The sequence below is a fragment of the Paenibacillus zeirhizosphaerae genome, assembly GCF_030705605.1.
GTDB lineage: Bacteria > Bacillota > Bacilli > Paenibacillales > Paenibacillaceae > Paenibacillus > Paenibacillus zeirhizosphaerae.
Genome location: NZ_JAPCKK010000016.1, coordinates 486824 through 508629 on the forward strand (window position 1 = coordinate 486824; position 21806 = coordinate 508629).

The following is a 21806-nucleotide window of genomic DNA, read 5'->3' on the forward strand; positions in this document are numbered from 1 at the left end:
CAGAAAAATAAAGACTACTCAACCGCTCCCTCAATGATCCGCTCCGGCGACAATGTCTGGCTTACGGTTCCGAGTACCAGTCCTTTGCTGCGTACAGCCTTAATCATATCCGCCAATGCCAAAGCTGAAGACCGGGTTGGGTGCATCAGAATAAGTGAGCCCGGTTCTACATCGGCCTCAATTTTTCGTACAATGGATAACGGCTCCGGTTTTTTCCAATCCACCGTGTCCAGTGTCCATAGAATAGTCTTCAACCCCAGACCTGCCGCAATTTCGACGGTTCCCTGATCATAGTCTCCGGAAGGCGGGGCAAACCACTTGTTCCGGACACCCAGTGTTTCCTTCAGCAGAGCTTCCGTTTTCGAGATTTCCTGCGTCGCACGTTCCCTGCTGAGCTGGCTCATATGCGGATGGGAATAAGCATGGTTCGAAATTTCATGCCCTCTCTTCTGGATTTCCTTGGCGAGATCTGAATTTTTCTTCAGCCAGCTTCCATCCAGAAAAAAAGTGGCCTTGACGTGTTCACGATCCAAGGTATCGAGCATAGGAACTATGTATTCATTACCCCAGGCTACATTAATCATGATTGCGGCCATCGGTTTGGACGGATTGCCGCGATAAATCGGATAATTCCCCAAATCATCAAGCGATACCCGCGGCGAAATTTGTTTATGTATGTATTGTACAGGGGCATCCGGACTGGCTGCCGCCTTCAGATAGGTAGCGTCGATATCCACCTCGAGTCCATTATATCCTGGAATCGCCTTCCAGACAGGGTCAACCTTCGCGTCAACCGGAGCCTGCTTACGCCGGTCGGCTTCCATCTGTATCTTCTCTATAAGCTGGTCGCTAGCGGGGGCAGGTCCCAACACATCTAGTACGGCCACTCCTTTCCCCTGATTGCGCACCTCTTGGACATAATCACGAATGCCGCCGACTTGGCCAATGAATAGAACCAGGGCAGCACTCACTACGGCAGCGGCGGCTATTTTCGCCTTTTTCATTCAATTCATCCTTCCAGCGCGTTTGTCCACATCCTATGAGCTCCGGACAGGTTTTATGCCTCTATGCATACTAGCTGGAAAACTTATGACATGAAAAAAAGAGCCAGAAAATTACTCTGTCTCTTTTACGGATCATTGATTGGTATGATTGTTACAACTACTCGGCAGGCTGCTGCTCAGCAGTCAATACGGCTTTACGGGACAGATTGACACGGCCCTGCTGATCTATTTCGGTAACTTTAACCGTAATCGTATCGCCGATTGCCACAACATCTTCTACTTTGCCGACCCGATCGGTAGACAACTGGGAAATATGAACCAGTCCGTCTTTGCCAGGCAAAATTTCAACGAACGCACCAAATTTTTCGATACGTCTAACAGTTCCGATATAGATTTCGCCTACCACAACTTCTTTTACGATACCCTCAATAATAGAGCGTGCTTTCTCGTTCATTTCCTGGTTGGAGGAAGCGATAAATACACGTCCGTCCTGCTCGATATCAATTTTTACACCGGTTTCTTCAATGATCTTGTTAATGATCTTGCCGCCTGCACCGATGACATCACGGATTTTATCCGGATTGATATACATGGTAATGATTTTCGGCGCATAAGGAGAGAGCTGCTCTCTTGGCACTTTGATCGCTTCCATCATTTTATTCAGAATGAACATACGTCCTTCTTTGGCTTGGGTCAGAGCGTCTTGCAGGATTTCACGGTCAATACCGTCGATCTTAATGTCCATCTGAATAGCGGTTACGCCTTCAGCGGTACCGGCTACTTTAAAGTCCATATCTCCAAGATGATCCTCCATGCCCTGGATATCCGTCAAAATGGATACATGTTCATTGTCCTTGATCAATCCCATAGCAACACCCGCAACCGGCGCTTTGATCGGAACGCCTGCGTCCATTAGAGCCAATGTGCTGGCACAAATGCTTGCTTGTGACGTAGACCCATTGGATTCAATCACCTCGGATACAAGGCGGATTGTGTAAGGGAACTCGGATTCCGACGGAATGACTTTGGCTAATGCACGCTCGCCGAGGGCACCATGTCCAATTTCACGTCTGCCGGGAGCACGCAAAGGACGCGCCTCACCCACGCTGAAAGGCGGGAAGTTGTAATGATGCATAAAACGCTTCGATTCTTCCAGAGAAATGCCGTCCAGGATTTGAACATCACCAAGGGCTCCCAGCGTACAAACGCTCAGCGCCTGTGTCTGGCCACGCGTAAACAAACCTGAACCGTGAGTCCGCGGCAGGAGGCCTGTATCACTTTCGATCGGACGGATTTCATCCAGCTTACGGCCGTCAGGACGGACCTTGTCATGCGTAATCAGACGACGCACTTCTTCCTTAACGATGTCGTACAGCACTTCGTTGACATCCTTCAGCAGTGCAGGTGTATCGATGTACTTCTCTTCAAAATAAGCAACCGTCTCTTCGTTGATCACATCGATTGCGTTCTGGCGTGCATGCTTCTCTTCGATTTTTACCGCTTCCACCAAACGAGCTCCAGCATAATCACGAACCTCTTGGTTAACCGTCTCGTTCACAGCATGCAGCTTCACCTGCATTTTTTCCTTGCCAGCAATCTTCACCAGTTCCTCAATCGACGTAACGATATTCTTGATTTCATCATGTCCAAACATGATGGCCTCCAGTATCGTGTCCTCGGGAATCTCGTTCGCTTCGGCTTCCACCATCATAATCGCATCTCTTGTGCCCGCTACAACCAGGTACAAATCGCTGACTTCCTGCTGTTCAATGGTAGGATTAATAATGAATTGACCGTCTACCCGGCCAACTGCAACACCGCCGATCGGACCGTTAAACGGTACATCCGAAATGCTGAGCGCTGCCGAGGTGCCGATCATGGCTGCGATCTGAGGCTCACAGTCTTGGTCAACACTCATCACCAGGTTCAGTACCTGAACATCATTGCGGAAGCCTTCCGGAAACAGTGGCCGGATCGGGCGGTCCGTCAAGCGGCTGGCCAGAATCGCCTTCTCGCTTGGTCTTCCTTCTCGCTTGATAAATCCCCCCGGGATTTTACCCACAGCATATAATCTTTCCTCGTAATTGACGGTCAGCGGAAAAAAGTCTAAATCCTTCGGTTCACTTGATGCTGTTACCGTACAAAGCACTGCGGTATCGCCGTACCGAACCATTACCGCCGCATTGGCCTGTTTCGCCAGTCGTCCCGTTTCCAGTACGAGCTGTCTGCCGCCAAGCTGCATTTCTACACGTTGTTCCATGGTATCCCTCCATTCTTTACACCTGTATGTTCTTGTTCTGCGTAAAAACAGTATTTCCTGCTTCAAGCCGATTCATAAGACCTCCATCAGTGGAAGCTTATCCTGCGATGATAGAATTGTTCAGCTTCGCAGAAAACGTATGTATTCTATCATCTAGAAAAACGGCATGGCTGGTGCGGCTTCCCGTAGATCTAGAAACCCGAGAACTAAGAAAATAACCTGGCTGCTGTCCGCCGTCGCCTTTTCAGGGACATGCGGTGAACAACCAGGTTCTTTTTCGCCTTACATGTAAAATTAACGGCGCAGTCCGAGTCTTTCGATCAGTGCACTGTAACGTTTTACATCGGTTTTCTTCAGGTAAGCCAAAAGCTTACGACGCTGACCAACCATCTTCAACAGCCCGCGGCGGGAGTGATGGTCTTTCTTATGCGAACGAAAGTGGCTTTGCAAGTTAACGATGTTCTCAGTCAGGATTGCGATTTGTACCTCTGCGGATCCAGTATCAGATTCGTGAGTTTTGTATTCGTCAATCAACTGTTGTTTGCGCTCTTGAGTCAATGCCATTCTGTTCACCTCCTTCATTATAATCGCCATCAGCCTAGTAACCGCCGGTGAGAGCGTGAAACCAAGCCAAGGTTCTTGCTGCATGAGCAACGTACATTAGTATAACACAGCAGATTGTCCATTGTAAATCTTTGCTGTTATTTTCTTACTTAAAAGCAGCTATGTTTATAGTCTGGAGGATGAGAGCAACTGGCTTGCCGTATCCGCATCATTCCGGATTTGAGCCACAAGCTCCTGCACCCCGCTGAACTTCCGCTCAGGCCGGATAAAGTGACACAGCTCCACAGTCATCATTTCACCATATATCTGCCTGTCAAAATCGAACAGATGCACCTCAAACGACGGCTTCAGCTCTCCTTCATGAAACGTCGGTTTAACACCAACGTTCATGACACCGTTCAGGAGTTGATCTTCCACAACGGCCCGGACCGCGTATACGCCCTTCATAGGAACGACATAATTATCATGCAGCCGGAGGTTGGCGGTCGGAAACCCGATCGTCCGTCCCCTTTTTTCTCCATCGCTGACGATTCCCCGCAGCCTGTACGGGCGTCCGAGCCAGTCCAAGGCACGGGCAAGATCGCCTTCGCGCAGCGCATTACGGATTCCCGAGCTGCTTACTTTTTCCCCGTTTAATTGAAACGGGGGCACCGTCTCTACATTCATTCGTTCGCCGCCCAGCTCCCGCAGCATGCCCTCATCCCCTTCGCCCCGGTGGCCAAAACGAAAATCAAAGCCGACAACCGCCGTCTGGACTTGAAGCGAAAAAAGCACATGATCCACAAACTGCTGCGGGGTTACACGTGAAAAAGCATCATTAAACTCCATAATATACAGCACGTCGACACCCATCGACTCAAGCAGAGCCTTTTTCTCGGCAACCGGAGTCAGATAGCCTTCATAATCACCCTTCTTCATGACTTCTTTGGGATGAGGATGAAAGGTCATGACCGATACCGGGCACTGTCGGCTCTCGGCAAGTGAAGCTGCCGTGCGGATCACACTTTGGTGGCCCATATGAAGACCGTCGAACTGCCCCATAGCCATCACCTGCGGGCGGGCGTGCTGCAGCAGAACATCACCTGTCGGCGGGTACGACAACGATACAGTTATCATTCTCTTTCACCTGCAATTCCTAGATATTGTTTCGGAATACCTTCTATTCTTGCTCAGGAAGAAACACTTTGATGGCTGCCACGGCATGCGACTCCGGCTCACGGCCAAAGATGCCAAGAAACTGGCCATCTTCCCGATAAAGCCGGATCGGTAAATTATGATCCACCAGCGGCACCACGGCCTGTGGGGACAAGCGCTGCCCTTGCAGGGCCGCTGCTGTCCTTTCATTCACAACCGTATGAGCAGGCATAAAAGAAACCGCCTGGTCTACCGAAATCAGATATTCCCCAAGCGAAGCATCCGCCACATGGCGCTCGATTTCCTCGAACGTCAAGCATCGGTCTGCTGTTATGCCGGCGGACATCGTCCGCTCGAGACGAACCATGGTGGACGGATAACCGAGTTCGCGTCCGATATCCACACACAGGGTTCGGATGTAGGTACCTTTGGAGCACAGAACACGAAACGATACATCCGTATATGTACCCGTTTTGGAAAATCCGTTTATTTCCAGCTCGTAAATGGTGACTTCCCGGCTTTTGCGTTCCACGGTCTTCCCTTCACGAGCGAGCTCGTACAGCCGTTTGCCCTCAACCTTCACTGCCGAGTACATTGGGGGCACTTGACTGATTACGCCGGTAAAATGCTGCAGCACCGCTACTGCCTCTTCCTCGGTCACCGCCTGCGCATCGGCTTCCTCCACAACCTTGCCCGTCATATCTTCCGTATCCGTAGAAATCCCAAGACGTAGTGTGGCATGGTATTCCTTCGGTCGCTCCTGCAGGTATTCTACAACCCGGGTCGCTCTCCCCAGACATAGCGGAAGTACGCCGGTAACCTGCGGGTCCAGCGTGCCTGTGTGACCAATCCGTTTCATCCCCAGCAGACGGCGTGTTTTGGCAACTACATCATGGGATGTGAAACCGGCAGGCTTGTATACCGGTAATATCCCTTCCCACGTTTTTTTCATAGCAGCTCCTTGACCCGGTTCACAACCCGCTCTATGACTTCCTCAACCGTGCCTTCCAACCGGCAGCCGGCGGCCCGCACATGCCCTCCGCCTTCGAAGGACTGGGCAAGAGCGGCCACATCGATCCTGCCCGCAGAGCGCAGACTGGCTTTGACCGCTTGTCCGTCAATCACCTTAAATAAAATGCCCACTTCCACGCCCTGTATGTTGCGCGGATAATTTACAATCCCTTCGAGGTCCTCATTATCCGCCCCTGCTGCCGTCATATCCTCCGGTCGAACGGTTACCCAGGCAATTTTCCCATCCGCTGTCATCTCAAGCGTTGACAAAGCCCGTGTCAAAATTTTAACCTGTGCCAGTGACATACATTCGAGCAGCCTTTCCGACAAATCTGGACCATTCACGCCATAAGACAACAAGTCAGAAGCAATCGACATGACTTTCGGTGACGTATTTGAATAACGAAAGCCACCCGTATCGGTCAACAGACCGGTATAGACTGAGGCTGCAATCTCTTCATTCCAGTTTACGCCGCACAGCTCCAGCAGATCAAACAAAATTTCGGCTGTAGCAGCCGCGTCGGGCTTGATGACATTAACGGTGCCATAACCATCGTTTGTCGGATGGTGATCAATATTCAGAATAAGTGCCTCTTCTTCAAAATACTGCGCGGTCAGCCCGACGCGGCGAAAATCCGCACAGTCCACACAGATCACCCGGCTGTACTTGCGGTCCAATGGCTGAAGGCTCATATTCACAATGTCGTCAGCATGCCACAAAAATTTCATTCGCTGCGGGATCGGCCCTTCGTTCAGCATCGTGAATTTCTTGCCCAGACATGAGAGAAGCCAGCCCACCGTTAAGGTTGAGCTGACTGCATCTCCGTCCGGCTGTACATGCGACACGACCAGGAAATCATCATGCTCCTGCAGGAAATTCTTTGCCTGCTGAAGCGCCTGTTCATAAGTCTGCATTGCCGTCTCCTTTACATTCAATTCATTGTTGGTCCTCTTTGCCGATATCATTGAGCAGCTTCTCGATGCGGCTGCCATATGCAATGGATTCGTCAATTTTAAAAATCAATTCAGGCACATGACGGAGCCGAATCCTTTTGCCCAGCTCCGAGCGCAGAAACCCATTAGCTTTTTCTACCCCTTTGAGCGAGGCCTGCTTCTGCTCTTCGTCCCCCAGAACACTTAAATACACTTTAGCCTGGGACAAATCATTGGTCACTTCAACACCCGTTACGGTAACAAAACCGATGCGCGGATCCTTCATCTCGCTCTGGATCAGCAGGCTCAGCTCCTTTTTGATTTGTTCCCCGACACGTCCTGTTCGTATTTTAGCCATTGTAGCTCACCTTTCTGTCCTCAGCGTTCCACCGTCTCCATGACGAACGCTTCAATGACGTCTAGTTCTTTAACGTCATTATAGCCATCAAGGGTAATACCGCATTCGTAGCCTTGCGCCACTTCCTTGGCATCATCCTTATACCGCTTCAAGGAATCAATTTTGCCCTCGAAAATTACGATACCATCGCGGATCAGGCGGGCTTCCGCTGAGCGGGTAATTTTACCGGAAGTAACCATACTGCCGGCAATGGTCCCGACTTTGCTGACCTTGAACACATTCCGCACTTCAGCATGGCCGATAATGCTTTCTTTGTAAACCGGATCAAGCATGCCCTTCATAGCCTGCTCGATTTCTTCGATTACGTTGTAGATGACCCGGTGCAAACGGATATCCACTTTCTCGGATTCAGCCGTCGCCTTAGCTTGGTTGTCAGGACGAACGTTAAAGCCGATAACAATCGCATTCGAGGCCGCGGCCAGAATGATGTCGGACTCATTAATCGCACCGACACTGCTGTGAATGATCTTGACGCGTACACCCTCAACTTCGATTTTGTTCAGGGAGCCTTTCAGCGCTTCGACAGAGCCTTGAACGTCACCTTTAATAATGACATTCAAATCTTTCATTTCGCCATCTTTAATGTGCTGGAACAGGTCATCAAGGGTCACACGTGTATTGCTGCCCAGCTCGGATTGACGATGTGTGATCGCACGTTTGTCAGCAATGGCGCGCGCTTTGCGCTCATCTTCAAATACCATGAACGGATCCCCCGCCAAAGGTACTTCTGTCAAACCAGTAATTTCTACTGGGGTGGAAGGACCAGCCTCTTTCAGGCGGCGGCCCTTATCGTTGACCATTGCCCGTACCCGTCCGAAGCAGTTACCCGCAACAAACGCGTCCCCAACTTTCAGCGTGCCGTTCTGAACGAGAATTCGTGCCACCGAGCCGCGGCCTTTGTCAAGCTCTGCTTCGATGATGGTTCCGCGTGCGCGCTTGTCAGGATTCGCTTTATACTCATTCACTTCAGCTACCAGCAGAATCATTTCGAGCAGGTCTTCCAGACCCATTCTTTGTTTAGCAGATACATTGACAAAGATCGTATCGCCGCCCCACTCTTCAGGAACGAGTTCATATTCTGTGAGCTCTTGTTTCACTTTATCCGGATTAGCATCCGGCTTATCAATTTTATTCACCGCTACGATGATCGGCAACCCTGCCGCTTTGGCATGGTTGATGGCCTCCACTGTTTGCGGCATAACGCCGTCGTCGGCTGCAACAACGATAATAGTCATATCCGTAACCTGGGCGCCGCGTGCACGCATGGCTGTAAATGCTTCGTGGCCTGGCGTATCCAGGAACGTAATCTTCTTACCGTTGATCTCTACCTGGTAAGCTCCGATATGCTGCGTGATGCCCCCGGCTTCGCCGCCGGTAACGTTCGTGGAACGGATTGCATCCAGCAGTGTTGTTTTACCGTGGTCGACGTGCCCCATGATCGTAACAACCGGCGGACGGGTCGTCAGCTTTTCCGGATCGTCGTTCTCCTCAACTGTTTCAAAACGATCCTCTTCAACTGGAATCTTCACTTCAACTTCCACGCCGAAATCACCTGCAAGCAGGAGAATCGTGTCCATGTCCAGCTCCTGGTTGATGGTAGCCATCGTGCCAAGCGTAATGAGCTTTTTGATGACTTCGGAAGCATCCTTGTGGAGAAGCTTAGCCGTTTCACCGACGGTCATTTCACCACGAACGATAATTTTCTTCGGTGTGTTGTCGATTTTCTCGCGACGTTCCTGCGGCTGTCCTCCGCGTCCGCGGTTATTGTTGTATTTACCGCCTCTGTTGTTACCTCCGCGTCCGTTATTGCCACGGCCCCCGCCGGAACGGTCGTCAAAGCGGTTGCCACCCGGCTTGCCGCTACTGCCATTACTGCCGTTACGGTTGTTATTATTGCCGCCGCTGCGATTGCCCTGCCCACTGCGATTTTGTCCTCCGCTGCTGCTGCGTTCGGCCGTTCTGACAGCAGTTCCGCTATCACGCTGCTGTCCGCTGTTTTGCGGACGGGAAGCTGCCGTTGCACCGCTTTGCTGGCGCGGCGCGGAACTGCCCTGCTGACGATTGCCGCCGCTCGTATTTCCTTGGCCTTGGCCTTGTCGTTGTCCACCGCTCCGATTCTGGCCACCCTGGCCGGAAGCGGAGCCGCTTCTCCGGTTATCTTGACCGCTTTGCGGTCTTGAGCTAGTGCTGCTCTGGTTTTGGTTGTTTGTTTTATTATTCATACTTACCTGCTTTTCCTGTTGATTTTTGGGTTGCTCTGTCTTCTGCGCATGGACCTGAACTGTACCTGTCCCGTTTTGCTTTGCGGCGTTGGATTTGATGTCCTTAAAAAAGTTTTCAACCTTGCCTACGGCATCGTTCTCCATGACACTCATATGATTGTTAACGGGAATGTCAAGCCTTTTAAGAATCGTAATAATTTCCTTACTGCTCATATTCAATGACTTGGCGTACTCATAAACCCGCAGTTTGTCTTTGTTTTCCTGTTTACTCAATATACTCCACCTCCGACATAATCCCCGCATGTTTCAAGATCATCTGCGCGAACCCTTGATCCGTTACTGCCAGCACGACCCGTTCGGCCTTGCCGACACTGTTGCCCAAGCTCTCCCGGTCAAACCCTATCAGCAGTGGAATGTTGTAGGATCCGCATTTATCGCGGAATTTCTTTTGAGTATTTTCTGAGGCATCTTTCGCAAGGATGACCAGCTTGGCTTCAGAAGAGCGCACAGCCTTCAGGACAATTTCATCACCGGTTACAAGTTTGCCTGCTCTCATAGCCAGGCCTATATTAGACAGCGCCTTATTCATCATCTGCACTGCCTTGTGCCGCCAGGAATTCTTCCTCGGCGGCAGCGAAATCCCGCGCCAATTGATCATGGATTTCCGGATCTACCTGATGCTTTAAAGCACGGTCCAACGCTTTGTTCTTACGGGCCAGCTTAAAACATGCGTCCTTGCCGCATAAATAAGCCCCCCGGCCGGATTTTTTACCGGTCAGATCAATCAATATGTCGTCTTCAGGGGTTTTGACGATACGGATAAGCTGCTTCTTCGGCATCATTTCCTGGCAAGCCACGCATTTACGCAGCGGTACCTTTCTCTGTTTCATACGACTCCCCCCTTAACCTTACGTTTAATCGACAGAAACGGAATCCTGATGCATCTCCCCGTCATGTGTGCGAGGTCTGCCAAGTTCTTCTTCCGCCTGGGTTTCGCTCTTGATATCGATTTTCCAGCCTGTCAGCTTGGCAGCAAGACGCGCATTCTGCCCCTTGATGCCAATGGCGAGGGAAAGCTGGTAATCAGGGACGATGACACGTGCCATCTTCTCTTCTTCAAACACCTGTACCTCAAGCACCTTGGAAGGACTCAGCGCATTGGCTACATATTCGTCAACATTGTCAGAGTAACGGACGATGTCGATTTTCTCACCGCGCAGCTCATTGACGATCGTCTGCACCCGTGTGCCTCGCGGGCCTACGCAGGAGCCGACCGGATCGACTTCTTCGTTGCGCGAATGTACGGCGATTTTGGAACGGAAACCGGCTTCACGGGCCACGGAACGGATCTCAACGACCCCATCAAAAATTTCAGGAACCTCCAGCTCGAACAGACGCTTGAGCAGGCCGGGATGGGTGCGGGACAACAAAATTTGCGGTCCCTTTGTCGTATTCTCGACTTTTGTAATATAAGCCTTGATACGGTCCAGATGGTTGAATTTCTCGTTCGGCATCAGTTCGCTGAGCGGGAGCGCAGCCTCGATCTTACCAAGATCCACGTAAATGTTACGCTGATCCTGCCGCTGCACGGTGCCTGTGACGATATCCTCCTCTTTATCGACAAAAGCGTTATAAATCAGCCCGCGCTCCGCCTCGCGTATACGCTGGGTAACAACCTGCTTAGCCGTCTGGGCGGCAATACGCCCGAAATCACGCGGTGTCACCTCAATCTCCGCAATGTCGTCAATCTGGAAATGCGGATTGATCTCACGAGAGGCTGGCAGGGAAATTTCGGTGCGCGGATCCAGCACCTCGTCAACGATCAGCTTGCGGGCAAACACTTTGATAACCCCAGTATTGCGGTTCATATCAACACGAACGTTCTGGGCGGTGTTGAAATTGCGCTTATAGCTGGAAATGAGGGCGGCTTCAATCGCTTCAAACAGCACATCTTTGCTGATGCCTTTTTCCCTCTCCAGCTCATTCATTGCTTCAATAAAATCCATACTCATGGATTCTTTCTCCCCCTTTCAAATCATGGCGTCTTGCGCAGAAACGGCTTGATTTCCTTGCTGCAAGCAAAGAAACCGGCCGTTTCACACGAGACAAATAGTCATTAGTTGTAGTTAAGCATTAAAATATGATCGCCAGCCGCGCTCCCGCTACTTTGGCGTACGGAATGACATGCTCTTTTTTGCTGGTTTGTACAGTAAGCTCGTCATTTTCAAATGAAAGCAATCTGCCCTCAAATTCCTTGAGGCCATTGATAGGCTCGTATGTAGTGATGAATACGTTCTTACCTACCGCTTTGGCCACATCCTCCGCCTTCTTCAGCGGACGTTCCGCGCCGGGAGATGACACTTCCAGAAAATAAGCATCCGAGACCGGATCCTTCTCATCCAGCTTCTGGCTGAGAAATTCACTGATCATACCGCAATCGTCCAGATCGATTCCGCCATCCTTGTCAACGAAGACGCGCAAAAACCAGTTGCTTCCTTCCTTGACATATTCAACGTCGACCAGCTCGAAGCCATGCTCAATAAAGTAGGGTTGGACCATTTCTTCCACGATGGATTTGATCTTTGGTGTGCTCAAAGATTATAACCTCCAAGAGTATCGTTTCCTGCACCTGTTTTTCCTGCGCAGCCCAGGGCATGCGCAAAAGTGTGCTGCTGGACAATGCAGATGTCCAGATATGCTGCCGTCACGGCATTTATAATTGAATCCAGAAAGCAACCGACAGAAAAATGAAGGGTTGCTGTTCAAGGCAGCTTTCAAAATATATAAAACCACCATAGCAAAGATTAAAGAGTGGGTTTCCCCACTCTTTAGCAACGGTTTTATCTCCATGATTACCAAAAAAATTATAACATAACCAGATGTAAGTGACAAGTGCCGGAGCTTGACTGTCACTGGGAGAAAACGTAAACCTAGAACAGAGAAAGCTGATTGCTTTCCGGCAGTCCGCGGAAGCATCCCATTTGAGACAGCATTTCTACAATTGTTTTACTTGCCTTAGACTTTTGCTGAAAGTCCTCAATGGACAAAAATTCACCCTGCTCGCGGGCGGCGGCAATATTGCGGGCGGCGTTCTCGCCAATTCCCGCCAGCGCGCCGAACGGTGGAATCAGCGAATCCCCGTCGACCTTAAAACGTGTCGCTTCCGAGCGGTAAAGATCAATCGGTTTAAAGGTAAAGCCGCGTGCGGTCATTTCCAGCGCCATCTCCAGAATCGGCAGCATGTTTTTCTCCTTCGGCGGAGCCTGAAACCCGAGCTGCTCGATTTCAACAATTTTACGGCCGATCGCTTCATAGCCCTGACAGCATAATTCGATATCAAAGTCGGCTGCGCGGACAGAGAAATAGGTCGCATAAAATTCTATTGGATAATACAGCTTGAAGTAGGCGGTACGGACGGCGGAAATAACGTAGGCCGCCGCATGCGCCTTCGGGAACATGTACTGGATTTTGAGACAGGAGTCAATGTACCATTGCGGCACCTTGCATCTCTTCATCTCCTCAATCCACTCTGGCGTCAAGCCTTTCCCTTTACGCACGTTTTCCGTAATTTTAAAGGCAAGACTGGCATCCATGCCAGCCTTGTAAATGAGGAACAGCATGATATCGTCACGACAGCCAATTACGGTTTTGATGTTGCATGTTCCGTTTTTAATCAGGTCCTGCGCATTGCCGAGCCATACCCCTGTACCGTGCGACAATCCGGAAATTTGCAGCAAATCCGCAAAGGAGGTCGGCTGTGATTCGACCAGCATCTGGCGCACGAATTTAGTGCCCATTTCCGGAATACCATAGGTGGCTACCGGCGTCCGGATCTGCTCCGGCCTAACACTAAGTGCTTCCGTCGAGTTGAACATGCTCATGACCTTGGGGTCATTCATCGGAATCGTAGTCGGGTCCACCCCCGTCAGGTCCTGCAGCATTCGCATCATCGTCGGGTCATCGTGCCCCAGAATATCAAGCTTGAGCAGGTTGGCGTCAAAGGCATGGTAGTCAAAATGGGTGGTCTTCCATTCTGCAGAGGTATCGTCCGCCGGGAATTGTACCGGCGTGATATCTTCCACTTCGATGTAATCCGGCACGACGACTATCCCGCCCGGGTGCTGACCCGTGCTGCGCTTGACGCCGGTACAGCCGGCCGCCAGCCGGTTCAGTTCTGCGCCACGCCATTTTTGATTATGCTCTTCTTCATATTTCTTGGCAAAGCCGAAAGCCGTTTTCTCGGCCACCGTGCCGATCGTGCCGGCCCGGAATACCGCTTTCTCCCCGAACAGTACCTTCGTATAGTTATGGGCGTGTGGCTGATACTCGCCCGAGAAGTTCAAGTCGATATCGGGAACCTTGTCGCCCTTGAAACCAAGGAACGTCTCAAACGGAATATCCTGCCCTTCTCCTTTAAGCTTGCCGCCACAGTGTGGGCAGTCTTTGTCCGGAAGATCAAATCCGCTCGGTACGCTGCCATCCAGGAACCATTCGCTATGCTTGCATTCCGCATTGAGACAAATGTAATGAGCGGGCAGCGGGTTAACCTCGGAGATGCCAAGGAACGTCGCGACAACCGATGAGCCTACCGAACCCCGTGAACCGACAAGGTATCCGTCCTGGTTCGATTTCTTAACAAGACGCTCGGAAATGAGATAGTTGGCCGAAAAACCGTATTTTATAATCGGTTCCAATTCCTTTTCCAAACGAGCGACCACGACCTCGGGCAGATCATCCCCGTAGATGGATTTGGCCGTCTCGTAGCAGGTGTTCCGGATTTCTTCATCCGCCCCGTCAAGGATTGGAGTAAACAGCTTGTCCGGGAAAAGCTCCAGCTCTTCGAACCGGTCCGCCAGCTCATTTGTATTGGTAACAACCACTTCAAAGGCCTTCTCTTCACTCAGAAATTCAAATTCAGCCAGCATTTCATCGGTAGTACGTAAATGAGCGTCAGGCTTACGTATGCCTTTAAGTGGGCTGAAGCCGGTAATGCCGTGAATCGTGATATCGCGGTAAAGCTTGTCCCTCGTCTCCAGATAATGAACGTTGCCTGTGGCGATCACGGGCTTGCCAAGCTTTTGTCCGATATCGCAAATTTTGCGGATGGCCGTTTTAAGCGCATCCGGGTCGCTGACGATTTGCTTTTCTACGAGATGCATATACATCGTAAGCGGCTGGATTTCCAGCACATCGTAGAATTGTGCTACCTCTTCGGCCTCTTCCACCGTTTTATTCAGCACCGTTTCGAAAAACTCGCCTTTTTCACAGCCGGATATGATCAGCAGACCTTCCCGCATTTCGGCCAATTTCGATTTTGGGATACAGGGCACCCTTTTAAAATATTCCGTGTGTGACAAAGAGACAAGCTTATACAGGTTCTTCTTGCCGACCGGGTTCAGCGCATAAATGCAGCAGTGGAACGGCCGGGCTGTGGATAAATCCTTGCCTACATAATCGTTAAGCTGATCCAGCCGGGTCATGCCTTTAAGTTGTGCGGCGTCGGCCAACAGGCCGTTCAACACACCTCCGAGCGCAAGCGTATCATCAATCGCGCGGTGATGGCTTTCCAGTGCGACCTTGTATTTGTCAGTCAGCGTATTCAGTCTGTGGTTTTTCATCGTAGGAAACAGCAGTCGCGCCAATTCCAGAGTATCCAGAACCGGGTTCTTCAGCTCAGGCAGCCCCATATTTTTCAAGGTCGCTTGAATGAATCCGATATCGAAGCGTGCATTGTGGGCGACGAGCACTGTGTCTCCTACAAACGCCACAAATTCCTTCATGACAGGCTCAACATCCGGCGCATCCTTAACCATCTCATCCGTGATGTTCGTGAGCTGCTGAATATTATAAGGAATCCGCTCATGCGGGTTGACGAAGGTGGCATACCGGTCAATTTCCTTGCCCTCCTGCATTTTCACGGCCGCTATTTCTATAATTTTGTTCTGTGTAATCGAAAGGCCTGTCGTCTCAATATCAAATACGACATAGGTAGCCGTTTTGAGATCAAGCGGCTGAGCCTGCAGGACAACCGCTACGGCATCGTTGACTACGTTGGCTTCCACCCCGTAAATCATTTTAATGCCGTTCTTTTTGGCTGCTTTGGCCGCTTCGGGATAACACTGCACGCCGCCATGATCCGTTACGGCGATCGCTTTATGCCCCCATTTAGCCGCTGTTTTAATATATGCGTCAATGGCTGTCACCGCATCCATCGCGCTCATTTTCGTATGCAGATGGAATTCCACCCGTTTCTCGGCCGCATTATCTTTACGTGTTGGCGGAGCCTGTACCTCTACCAAATCGGAAGGAATCATGGCCAACTCTGGAATCTGCATGAAGCGGTCGTATTCCACTCGCCCACGAACCCTTACCCATTTGCCATTAGCAAGCAGGCTGAGAACCTTCAAATCTTCCTTGGTCTTGGCAAACATTTTCATCTGCAGTGAATCCGTGAAATCTGTCAGATAAAAAGTGAACAGGGTGCTTCCGTTGCGCAGCTCCTTGCTGTCCAGGCCAAAAATCGTCCCTTGCAGCGTGACCTTCTTCTCCTCGTCCTGAATCTCCTGAATCGGAACAGGCTGCTCTTTAATTTCATATCCGAACTGGAGCCGTACATCCCCTTCCTCTTCATCCCCAAGTGGCATCTCGGCTTCCATGCTTTCCATCATCTTCTGAATGACCTCGCGCTCTTCTTCCATCTTCTTCTGCTGGAACTGCTCAAGCGCTTCCTGATTGCTCTCTCCGACCTGCATTTTGACCCTGAGCGCAAGGTGAAAATATCGCTCGTAAAAACGGGTGATCGCCTGATCAATCTGCTTTTTGCGGGCCAGCTCCAGCGACATCGCGTCACTCATCGTCAGAAGAAGCAGACCGTTATCCCAGTCGTGGGCAGCTCTGGTCATCCAGCCGTTGACCGAAGGAATTTCACGTTGAACCCATTCAAGGAACATTTTCCAATATTCATCGACTATATTAGCCTGGTTCACAGTCTCACTATATTGAAAGCCAAAGGTAATTTTGGCGATATGGTTCATTTTTTCCTGCACCTGCAGGCAAAACGTCCGGTACGCCTGAGCAGGAACCAGTGTTTCTTTAGCGATGATAATATGCCATTCTTTATTGCTGCGGCTGATCTCTACCCTTTCAATCCATCCATCCAGAAAGTAAGGATCTACTAGGCCGGGGGCTAAGTTGGCCTGCTTCATCAGCAATTCCAGTCTCTTTCTCTTGTCGTCAGTACCGCTCATGGTTCTCCCACCTTCCCCAAAAACATAAAGAGCTCCTGGTCCGCAAATGCCATCGATGGCAAGAGACACACCGACATTTTCTGCGATCAGAAGCTCGTTTTGTAACAGCTTTCTGTTATGTTGCTCTATTAATAAGCACGTGCGAATACCACAGTATGCTTGGCAGGCTGTCCGCAGCACAGACAGATACTCTTCTCTTCGGACGGCTTGAAAGGAATGTTCCGGCTTGTTGCGCCGGTAACCTCTTTCACCTTGTCTTCACATTCCGTAGAGCCACACCAGCCTGCAATCGTAAAGCCGCGCTTCTCCTCCATCAGAGCTTTCATTTCATCCAACGTATCTACAGAGTAGAAATTATCCTGCATAAAGGACTTGGCACGCTCATACATCTCCTGCTGAACCTGAGCCAGCATTGCGTTGATCTCCTCAACCAGATCGGACTGCTGTACCACTTTCTTCTCGCCGCTGATGCGGGATACGAGCACGCAAACTCCGTTTTCCATATCACGAGGCCCAAGCTCCAGCCGAACAGGCACGCCACGCATTTCATATTCGTTGAATTTCCAGCCTGGGCTGACGTCGGAACGGTCATCGACCTTCACGCGTACACCGGCTTTTTTCAATTCAGCATAAAGCTCATCCGTGCGGGCAAGCACCACATCACGTGTTTTCGGCGGTCCAATTGGAATCATGATGACCTGGGTAGGGGCAACCTTCGGCGGCAACGCCAGCCCACGGTCATCCCCGTGCACCATGATGAGCGCGCCAATCAAGCGTGTGCTTGTTCCCCACGAAGTTGTATGCACATACTCAAGCGCATTGTCACGGCTCAAATATTTGATATCAAACGCAACCGAGAATTTCGTGCCAAGATAGTGGGACGTTCCCGCCTGCACCGCACGGCCGTCACGCATCATCGCTTCCAGCGAGTACGTATTCACGGCACCGGCAAAACGCTCAGAAGGAGTTTTCTCGCCAACAACAACCGGAATGGCTAACACATCCTGGATGACTTCGCGGTATACCTCCAGCATTTTCATCGTTTCCTCACGTGCCTCTTCTTCCGTCTCATGCGCGGTATGGCCCTCCTGCCATAAAAACTCGCTTGTGCGCAGGAAAGGAAGCGTACGCTTCTCCCATCTGACCACGTTCGCCCATTGGTTAATGAGCACAGGCAGATCACGGTAGGATTGAATCCATTTAGAATACATATGTCCGATCATCGTCTCAGAGGTAGGGCGGATCGCCAGACGCTCCTCCAGCTTTTCTCCCCCTGCTTCCGTCACCCACGGCAGCTCCGGATTAAAGCCTTCCACATGCTCTTTTTCTTTCTGGAAGAAGCTCTCCGGGATGAACATCGGGAAGTATGCGTTCCGGTGTCCTGTCTCTCTGAAACGGACATCCATTGCATCCTTAATATGCTCCCAAATTTCGAAACCGTCAGGGCGGAAAACGATGCAACCCCGTACTGGAGAGTAATCCATTAATTCTGCTTTTTTGATGACATCAATATACCAGCGGGAGAAATCCTCCCCCTGCGGTGTAATTTCGGACACGAATTGTTTATCTTTTGACATAAAAAGGCCGTCCTCCCATGGGGGTCCGGCCGCAACCGGACCCTGGCATAAATTAACCGTTAATCAAACGCAATATATCGTTATAGGTGACTGCAATCATCAGCAGGAACAGCATGGCAAAACCGACGAAATGCACCATTCCTTCCCTGCTCGGATCAACAGGTCTGCCCCGTACAGCCTCCACCCCGAGGAAAATCAGACGGCTTCCATCCAGCGCCGGAATCGGCAGCAGGTTGAAGATGCCAAGATACAGGCTCAATATCCCCGCCCAATACGTAAGCTGTTCGATGCCCTGTTTGGCAATCTGTCCGGTAACCTCAGCCGTACGGACCGGTCCGCCCAGATCATCGATGGAGAAATTCTGAATCAGTTGACGGAAGCCGGCAAAAATAGCTACGGTCGTATCCACCATCGACTTGCCCGCAACCTGGAATGTTTCGATAAATCCGGCATTCCTTGTCGGCAGCGTCGGTATAATTCCAACCTTGCCGCCTTCCTGCCCTTCCATCGCCATTGGCGTGATCGTCAGGTTCAGTGCCTCATCCCCGCGCCGGATCACCCACTTCATAGGCTGGTCCATAGACGCCGCAATCACATTAATCAATTTTTCACGGTCAGCGCCAACCGGCTCGCCGTTAATGGATTCGATAATATCCCCTTCACGGATTCCTGCCTTATCAGCAGGCATGCCTTTGGTGACTTCCCCTACGACCACATTCGTCGGATTTTCCAACTGGATCCCGGTCATCTGCACATGAATAGCAAACAGCACAAAGGCAAGCACGAAGTTCATTAACGGGCCGGCAAAAATAGCCATCGCTCTCTGCCCTACTGTCTTGCTCCCGTATTGGCGATCCCGCGGAGCAATCTGAACCGATTGACCCTTGCTCACGGTCATCGCCTGCGGATGAACCTTGAACTGCTGGGAATCACCATCCACGTCAAGCGTGAGTGTAAGTGCGTTCTCCAAATCAATGGACTGCACTTCACCTCGGATGACATTTTTACGATTGTCGAGTTGGTCAAGATAGATGCTTTTCACCAGGCCATCCGTTTCGCGGACCGCAATGGTCTGCCCTGCTTCAATCTGGTTCATCTCTGGGTCTTCTCCCGCCATCCGTGCAAATCCGCCGAAAGGCAGCAGACGAAGAGTGAACTGGGTTTCATTCCTTTTATAGGAGAACAGTTTCGGACCGAAACCGATCGCAAATTCTCTAACCAGAATGCCGGCACGTTTGGCAAAATAGTAATGCCCCCATTCATGCACCGTTACAAGAACGAAGAACATGAGTACCGTCAGTAAAACCATTTGAATCGTTTCCAATCGTTTCCTTTCCCCTTTCGTGAGATCGAGTATGTCCTTCTAATTTATCATTATTCTCCGATCCCGTACAAGAGAATCACACAGGTGGGTCTTAATTGGAAAGAAGAAGGTTTTACAGCGCTGCGGCCGCCGCCCGTACCTCGCGATCACAGGCTTCAATAGCCGACAGATCCGGATTCATCGTATTATGGTGCCGATCAAGCACTTTTGCGATAATGTCCTCAATCGCCAAAAAAGAAATTTCTCCTTTTAAAAACCGGGCTACCGCCACTTCATTCGCCGCGTTGAACGCGGCCGGCGCTGTCCCCCCCATTTTACCACATTCAAAGGCAAGTCTTAAACATGGGAACCGCTCGTAATCCATTTCCCGGAAATGCAGGCTGCCAGCAGCCGCCAATGACAGCGGCTTGGCCGGGGATGACATGCGATCCGGATAAGTCAGCGCGTACTGAATCGGGACACGCATATCCGGATTCCCCAACTGGGCGATAATGCTCGTATCCTTGAATTCCACAAAGGAATGGATAATGCTTTCGGGATGCAAGAGCACGTGGATTTGATCATAAGATAATCCGAACAGCCAGTGTGCCTCGATCACTTCCAGCCCTTTATTCACCATCGTCGCCGAATCAATTGTGATTTTCGCTCCCATCGACCAATTCGGGTGCTGTAAAGCCTGCTCAACGGTAACACCCTTAAGCTGCTCTCTGCTCAAATCCCGAAACGAGCCGCCGGAGGCTGTCAGTGTAATTCCTGCGACATCCCGCATACGTTCCCCGTTCAAGCACTGGAAAATAGCCGAATGCTCGCTGTCGATTGGCAGCAACCTAACTCCCTTTTTCTTAGCCTTCTCGGTCACGATATGCCCGGCTGTCACCAGCGTTTCCTTGTTGGCCAGACCAATGTGTTTGCCGGCTTCGATCGCGGCCAATGTCGAAGGCAACCCCACGCTGCCCATTACGGCTGTCACCACCATATCTGCTTCGGTACCTGCCGCCACTTCAACAAGTCCTTCACTGCCCCAGTACAACTCTGTCCCGGGGGGGAGCAGCTCTCGGATCTGTTCGGCAAGCTCTCTCGTCGCCACAGACACCTTCTTAGGCCGGTGACGGTGCACCTGTTCAAGCAGCAGCGCCGTATTGGCGCCTGCAGTTAAGCCCTCTATCTGATACAGATCAGGGTGCATGGAAACGACGTCCAGTGTCTGAGTTCCGATTGAGCCCGTTGAGCCAAGCACGGTAATCTTTTTCATGATGCACCTTCCTTTAGAAATTCAGCACAATGTCTTCAGCAGCATCTATTGCTTTCTTCAGGCAGGAAGCAGCATCAGCATATGTACGAACGGAAAAACAACGATCCAGCTATCACACCGGTCAAGGATTCCACCATGTCCTGGCAGAAGACTACCCGAATCCTTAATTCCGTAAACCCGTTTATAAGCAGACTGGACCAAGTCACCCAGTTGTCCGACGACCGCACAAGACAAGCCGATCATCAGTGCGTTCCCTGCAGACAGCAGCCCTCCTGAAAACACAGCAAAGACCACAGCTACTACAGAGGCCATAAGGACACCTCCCAGGGCACCCTCCACTGTTTTATTCGGACTGATCGCAGGCCACAGCTTTGTTCTTCCGAACGCCTTACCCACAAAGTAGGCCCCCGCATCACTGGACCAAATCCCTGCCAGAAGCAAAAATGTCCAGAATACCCCATGGTTCAAATGGCGTGACTCCGCGATATAAGAAAATCCGATACCCACATAAACGGCACCCAGAAACAGAAGTGCTGCCGTCTGAATCGTGATCTGGTTTTTGGTAAACACCGTGATCAGCATAAACAGGACCAGCAGCAGCCACAGCGTATTAGCAAGCGGTAAAAAGGGTTCTATGCCCAGCGGTTGATACGGAAAAACCAGTATCGTAACGCCCAGATAACCGACCCATGTGCTTCCGCTCCTTAATGAAAGTCCGATCATACGCACAAATTCGTAAAATCCGATCCATGCCATGGCAAGAATGAGCAGGTGATAGGGCAAACCACCCCATAGGACCATGCCCAGGAACAGGATGCCTGCCACTATACCGGTTATCAATCGCTGTTTCAACGGCCTCA

Annotated in this window: 17 protein-coding genes; all 17 read right to left on the reverse strand. The window is 50.9% G+C overall.

Annotated features, from left to right (window positions below):
• Positions 1 to 14 precede the first annotated feature (14 nt).
• Positions 15 to 1004, reverse strand: a complete 990-nt coding sequence (locus OIN60_RS11975) for a polysaccharide deacetylase family protein (RefSeq protein ID WP_305755091.1) — start codon at positions 1002 to 1004, stop codon at positions 15 to 17.
• Positions 1005 to 1161: 157 nt separating this feature from the next.
• A complete protein-coding gene (pnp, locus tag OIN60_RS11980) occupies positions 1162 to 3264 on the reverse strand; it encodes a polyribonucleotide nucleotidyltransferase (protein WP_305755092.1) in 2103 nt (700 codons plus the stop codon).
• 294 nt (positions 3265 to 3558) lie between these two features.
• Complete coding sequence (gene rpsO / locus OIN60_RS11985) at positions 3559 to 3828, reverse strand: 30S ribosomal protein S15 (RefSeq protein WP_305755093.1); 270 nt, start codon at positions 3826 to 3828, stop codon at positions 3559 to 3561.
• Positions 3829 to 3993: 165 nt separating this feature from the next.
• Entirely contained in the window at positions 3994 to 4944 is a 951-nt protein-coding gene (locus tag OIN60_RS11990; protein ID WP_305755094.1) for a bifunctional riboflavin kinase/FAD synthetase, read from the reverse strand.
• 43 nt (positions 4945 to 4987) lie between these two features.
• Entirely contained in the window at positions 4988 to 5914 is a 927-nt protein-coding gene (truB, locus tag OIN60_RS11995; RefSeq protein WP_305755095.1) for a tRNA pseudouridine(55) synthase TruB, read from the reverse strand.
• Positions 5911 to 6888: a DHH family phosphoesterase gene (locus OIN60_RS12000; protein WP_305755096.1), complete on the reverse strand. Its 978-nt coding sequence runs from the start codon at positions 6886 to 6888 to the stop codon at positions 5911 to 5913. Before OIN60_RS12000 ends, truB begins: the two co-directional genes overlap by 4 nt.
• Positions 6889 to 6910: 22 nt before the next feature.
• Entirely contained in the window at positions 6911 to 7264 is a 354-nt protein-coding gene (gene rbfA / locus OIN60_RS12005) for a 30S ribosome-binding factor RbfA (RefSeq protein WP_305755097.1), read from the reverse strand.
• A 20-nt stretch (positions 7265 to 7284) separates the two neighbouring features.
• Positions 7285 to 9819 carry a translation initiation factor IF-2 gene (gene infB / locus OIN60_RS12010; RefSeq protein WP_305755098.1) on the reverse strand — a complete coding sequence of 845 codons (2535 nt, stop codon included), beginning with the start codon at positions 9817 to 9819 and terminating at the stop codon, positions 7285 to 7287.
• Entirely contained in the window at positions 9812 to 10135 is a 324-nt protein-coding gene (locus OIN60_RS12015; RefSeq protein ID WP_305755536.1) for a L7Ae/L30e/S12e/Gadd45 family ribosomal protein, read from the reverse strand. Before OIN60_RS12015 ends, infB begins: the two co-directional genes overlap by 8 nt.
• Positions 10128 to 10436, reverse strand: a complete 309-nt coding sequence (gene rnpM / locus OIN60_RS12020) for an RNase P modulator RnpM (RefSeq protein ID WP_305755099.1) — start codon at positions 10434 to 10436, stop codon at positions 10128 to 10130. Before rnpM ends, OIN60_RS12015 begins: the two co-directional genes overlap by 8 nt.
• Before the next feature lie 24 nt (positions 10437 to 10460).
• Positions 10461 to 11558: a transcription termination factor NusA gene (gene nusA, locus OIN60_RS12025; RefSeq protein ID WP_305755100.1), complete on the reverse strand. Its 1098-nt coding sequence runs from the start codon at positions 11556 to 11558 to the stop codon at positions 10461 to 10463.
• A gap of 121 nt (positions 11559 to 11679) precedes the next feature.
• The gene (gene rimP / locus OIN60_RS12030) at positions 11680 to 12141 is read right to left on the reverse strand and encodes a ribosome maturation factor RimP (protein WP_305755101.1); all 462 of its coding nucleotides are present in this window, start codon (positions 12139 to 12141) and stop codon (positions 11680 to 11682) included.
• A gap of 335 nt (positions 12142 to 12476) precedes the next feature.
• The gene (locus OIN60_RS12035) at positions 12477 to 16793 is read right to left on the reverse strand and encodes a PolC-type DNA polymerase III (protein ID WP_305755102.1); all 4317 of its coding nucleotides are present in this window, start codon (positions 16791 to 16793) and stop codon (positions 12477 to 12479) included.
• Between the two features lie 128 nt (positions 16794 to 16921).
• The gene (gene proS / locus OIN60_RS12040; RefSeq protein WP_305755103.1) at positions 16922 to 18370 is read right to left on the reverse strand and encodes a proline--tRNA ligase; all 1449 of its coding nucleotides are present in this window, start codon (positions 18368 to 18370) and stop codon (positions 16922 to 16924) included.
• 52 nt (positions 18371 to 18422) lie between these two features.
• Complete coding sequence (rseP, locus tag OIN60_RS12045; protein WP_305755104.1) at positions 18423 to 19694, reverse strand: RIP metalloprotease RseP; 1272 nt, start codon at positions 19692 to 19694, stop codon at positions 18423 to 18425.
• Positions 19695 to 19806: 112 nt separating this feature from the next.
• On the reverse strand, positions 19807 to 20946 hold the full coding sequence (locus tag OIN60_RS12050) for a 1-deoxy-D-xylulose-5-phosphate reductoisomerase (RefSeq protein ID WP_305755105.1): 1140 nt from the start codon (positions 20944 to 20946) through the stop codon (positions 19807 to 19809).
• Positions 20947 to 21003: 57 nt separating this feature from the next.
• The gene (locus OIN60_RS12055) at positions 21004 to 21798 is read right to left on the reverse strand and encodes a phosphatidate cytidylyltransferase (protein WP_305755106.1); all 795 of its coding nucleotides are present in this window, start codon (positions 21796 to 21798) and stop codon (positions 21004 to 21006) included.
• Positions 21799 to 21806 lie beyond the last annotated feature (8 nt).

Excerpts from the sequence above, each read along its gene's own strand:
- OIN60_RS12050 (WP_305755105.1), bottom strand. The coding sequence starts at position 20,946 with ATGAAAAAGATTACCGTGCTTGGCTCAACGGGCTCAATCGGAACTCAG.
- truB (WP_305755095.1), bottom strand. The coding sequence starts at position 5,914 with ATGAAAAAAACGTGGGAAGGGATATTACCGGTATACAAGCCTGCCGGT.
- rnpM (WP_305755099.1), bottom strand. The coding sequence starts at position 10,436 with ATGAAACAGAGAAAGGTACCGCTGCGTAAATGCGTGGCTTGCCAGGAA.
- nusA (WP_305755100.1), bottom strand. The coding sequence starts at position 11,558 with ATGAGTATGGATTTTATTGAAGCAATGAATGAGCTGGAGAGGGAAAAA.
- OIN60_RS11975 (WP_305755091.1), bottom strand. The coding sequence starts at position 1,004 with ATGAAAAAGGCGAAAATAGCCGCCGCTGCCGTAGTGAGTGCTGCCCTG.
- rpsO (WP_305755093.1), bottom strand. The coding sequence starts at position 3,828 with ATGGCATTGACTCAAGAGCGCAAACAACAGTTGATTGACGAATACAAA.
- rbfA (WP_305755097.1), bottom strand. The coding sequence starts at position 7,264 with ATGGCTAAAATACGAACAGGACGTGTCGGGGAACAAATCAAAAAGGAG.
- OIN60_RS12015 (WP_305755536.1), bottom strand. The coding sequence starts at position 10,135 with ATGAATAAGGCGCTGTCTAATATAGGCCTGGCTATGAGAGCAGGCAAA.
- pnp (WP_305755092.1), bottom strand. The coding sequence starts at position 3,264 with ATGGAACAACGTGTAGAAATGCAGCTTGGCGGCAGACAGCTCGTACTG.
- proS (WP_305755103.1), bottom strand. The coding sequence starts at position 18,370 with ATGTCAAAAGATAAACAATTCGTGTCCGAAATTACACCGCAGGGGGAG.
- OIN60_RS12035 (WP_305755102.1), bottom strand. The coding sequence starts at position 16,793 with ATGAGCGGTACTGACGACAAGAGAAAGAGACTGGAATTGCTGATGAAG.
- OIN60_RS11990 (WP_305755094.1), bottom strand. The coding sequence starts at position 4,944 with ATGATAACTGTATCGTTGTCGTACCCGCCGACAGGTGATGTTCTGCTG.
- OIN60_RS12000 (WP_305755096.1), bottom strand. The coding sequence starts at position 6,888 with ATGCAGACTTATGAACAGGCGCTTCAGCAGGCAAAGAATTTCCTGCAG.